Below are 3,022 nucleotides of genomic sequence, written 5' to 3' on the forward strand. Positions count from 1 at the left end.
CACTTTTCGGACAGCCCCCATTCATCGATCTTCTACAACTATATAAGCTGCTTTAACTGGCCCATGCACTCCAACAACAAGATTCATTTCAATATCAGCAGAATTACTAGGACCTGAAACAAAATTAATACTCGATGGAACAGTAGCTCCATTCTTAACACTCTCTCTAATGTATTGAGCAGCTTGGGTCATCCTTGGCACAATTGTGCTTTTAGGAATAATAGCTATATATGTTGTTGGAAGTAAACTAACCGAACGACCCATTTGTGGATTAGCAAATAATACAACAGTAGCTGACTCCGCTAGTGTCATCTCACTAAATGTAATCCCAATATTTGCTTTTTCAGCAAGTATAATATTTTCATCACCTTTTTCTGGATTCCATTCATATAAAGGATTTCCTTCAGAAACAAGATCATATTTTAATAATTTATTGATCCCATAATCTGCAAAGCGCTCATCTTTCGTAATCATCGTCGCACCGCCACCAAATGAATCGATGACAGACCTTAAAATGGTTGGTAAGTCAGCCGTAGACGTTTTATAAAAATCAGTATGAATACGAGAGCACATTTCTTTTAAAACAGCTACTAATTCATCTTGTGAAGCATCTTTCATTATTTCTAATTGCGGTTGATATTTATAATTTGGCCGCTCAACACCAGATAACCTTGGTTCTCTTCCTAAACGATTCGCAATTTTTGCTAGAAATTTCTCTCTGTTTTGAATAGTACCCGTCATTGTTTATCTCCTCCCTTTTCACGATTCTTGAACCAATCTCGGAATCGCTCTTTATTAGGAGCCGGAAATTCACGAATCTCTGTCCACGCTTTCAGTGGTCCAGGTCCTTTCGATATTTTTTGATCCGTCGTGAATGGACTCATAGCTGATGGGGCAAATTTCGAACCTAATTTATACAATGCTGGTGAAGCAGCGCCTAACCCAAATGCCTTCATTGCTAGTTTTTCAGAAATCGGTGCTCTTCCTTCCCTCTCCACAATTACTTGACGATGCTTATGCAATAATTCATGAAGTGGTATTTTAACAGGACAAGCATCAGTGCAAGCTGCACACAATGTAGAAGCATATGGTAATTCTTTATAATCATCATAGCCACCAAGCAATGGTGACAATACTGCTCCAATTGGTCCTGAGTAAATAGAGCCGTATGAATGTCCGCCAATATGACGATACACTGGGCATACATTTGCACACGCACCACAACGAATACATTGAAGCACTGACTGAAATTCTGAACCTAATATGTTAGAACGTCCATTGTCTACGACAACTAAATGAAATTCATCGGGACCATCTACTTCTCCTTCACATTTTGGACCAGTTAACGCAGTTACATAGCTTGGTAATTTTTGTCCAACCGCACTTCTAGTAAGCATGTTAACAAGTACTTCGAACTCCTCATGCGTCGGTACAATTCTCTCCATTCCCATAACTGTAATTTGTGTTTTAGGTATAGATGTTACTAATCTACCGTTCCCTTCGTTCGTTACTAAGCTAACTGACCCTGTTTCAGCAATTGCAAAATTACATCCTGTTACCCCAATATCAGCAGCTAAGAATTCTTTTCGCAAAGTGTGGCGAACATGGTCCGTCAATTCAGCTGGATCAGATGATTTCTTATAGTTTAATTTCTTAGCAAATACCTCACGTACTTGTTCTTTATTTTTATGAAGTGCAGGAGCAACAATATGTGACGGTGGATCATAATCGTCAACTTGTAAAATATACTCTCCTAAATCCGTTTCAATTACTTCACAGCCAATGCTCTCTAATTCTTTATTTAGATTGATTTCTTCCGTAACCATTGACTTTGATTTCACAACTTTTTTTGCTTGTTTCTTCTTCGCAACTTCCTTTATGTATTGGGCAGCATCCTCAGCTGTTTCAGCAAAAAATACGTGTCCACCACGTTTTATTACGTTCTCGCTTAATTCATACAAATAATAATCTAAATTCTCTAACACATGTTGACGAATTTCTTCTGAATGAGAACGCCACTCTTCCCAGTTCCCTAATTCCTCCGCAGCAGCAAGTCTTCGATCATGTAATCGTTCTTGGGCACCAGAAACAGCTTGTCTCATAAAGGCATTGTTTAAACCGTTATCTACTCGTTCTCCAAACTGCTGCGAACTTGTTTTCATCGCCATCCTTATTCAACTCCTTATATGCCTATCAAATTATATAATTATTAAAAATTATTTATCTATTATTTAATACTTCTGCGATATGCATTATTTTAATTGGTTTACCTTTTCGCTCAATTCGCCCACCAATATTCATTAAACAGCCAGCATCAGAACCAATTATGTACTCTGCATTAGTTGATTCAATACAAGAGACTTTCTCATCAACCATTTGCTCTGATATTTGTCCCATCTTCACTGAAAAAGTACCACCAAATCCACAACAATTATGTGCATTAGGCAATGGTGTTACTTGTAAGCCTTCAACATTTTCCAATAGCTTATACGGAGCATCTATTACATGTAACAATCTAGTCATATGACAAGAAGTGTGGTATGTAGCCGTTCCTTCTAACTTTGCTCCAACATCCACTACTTTTAGAACATCGACAATAAACTCCGTTAATTCAAATGTTCTACTAGCAAGCTTTTCCGCTCTCGCCTTCCAATTTGGATCGTCTTTAAAGATTGTAGGATATTCCTTGAACATAGTAGCACAGGAGCCAGAAGGAGATACAACATATTCAGCATTTTCAAATGTTGCAATCATCTTCTTCATTGCTTCCTTAGATTCCTTAACATAACCGCTATTATAAGCGGGCTGCCCACAACAAATTTGTGATTCAGGAAATTCTACATCACAACCAAGTCTCTCTAATAACTCAACAGTAGATTTGCCCACATTTGTATTAAACATATCTACTAAGCAAGTAGCAAAGAGTGTAACTTTCATTTTCTACTTCCCCCTAACTTATTATGAACAATAACTTGAACAGGTCATCAGATGACCTGATAAAAGATTATAATAATTATTATAA

The 3,022-nt window shown here is 37.4% G+C and carries 3 protein-coding genes; all 3 read right to left on the reverse strand.

The features are described 5' to 3' along the window. Positions 1 to 21: 21 nt before the first annotated feature. From V7014_RS08000 to V7014_RS08010, 3 genes are read right to left on the reverse strand one after another with little or no spacing between them, the layout of a single operon-like run. Positions 22 to 741: a LutC/YkgG family protein gene (locus V7014_RS08000; protein WP_335505953.1), complete on the reverse strand. Its 720-nt coding sequence runs from the start codon at positions 739 to 741 to the stop codon at positions 22 to 24. Continuing rightward, positions 738 to 2,168 carry a LutB/LldF family L-lactate oxidation iron-sulfur protein gene (locus V7014_RS08005; RefSeq protein WP_335505955.1) on the reverse strand — a complete coding sequence of 477 codons (1,431 nt, stop codon included), beginning with the start codon at positions 2,166 to 2,168 and terminating at the stop codon, positions 738 to 740. The genes V7014_RS08000 and V7014_RS08005 overlap by 4 nt, the downstream gene beginning before the upstream one ends. A 52-nt stretch (positions 2,169 to 2,220) precedes the next feature. Beyond that, a complete protein-coding gene (locus V7014_RS08010) occupies positions 2,221 to 2,937 on the reverse strand; it encodes a (Fe-S)-binding protein (RefSeq protein WP_335505957.1) in 717 nt (238 codons plus the stop codon). Positions 2,938 to 3,022: the final 85 nt, after the last annotated feature.

Source organism: Bacillus sp. JJ722, from assembly GCF_036963345.1.
Taxonomy (GTDB): domain Bacteria; phylum Bacillota; class Bacilli; order Bacillales; family DSM-1321; genus Bacillus_AD.

What these genes read in the sequence shown, in the direction of transcription:
- V7014_RS08010 (WP_335505957.1), bottom strand. Translation starts at nt 2,937, where the DNA reads ATGAAAGTTACACTCTTTGCTACTTGCTTAGTAGATATGTTTAATACA.
- V7014_RS08005 (WP_335505955.1), bottom strand. Translation starts at nt 2,168, where the DNA reads ATGGCGATGAAAACAAGTTCGCAGCAGTTTGGAGAACGAGTAGATAAC.
- V7014_RS08000 (WP_335505953.1), bottom strand. Translation starts at nt 741, where the DNA reads ATGACGGGTACTATTCAAAACAGAGAGAAATTTCTAGCAAAAATTGCG.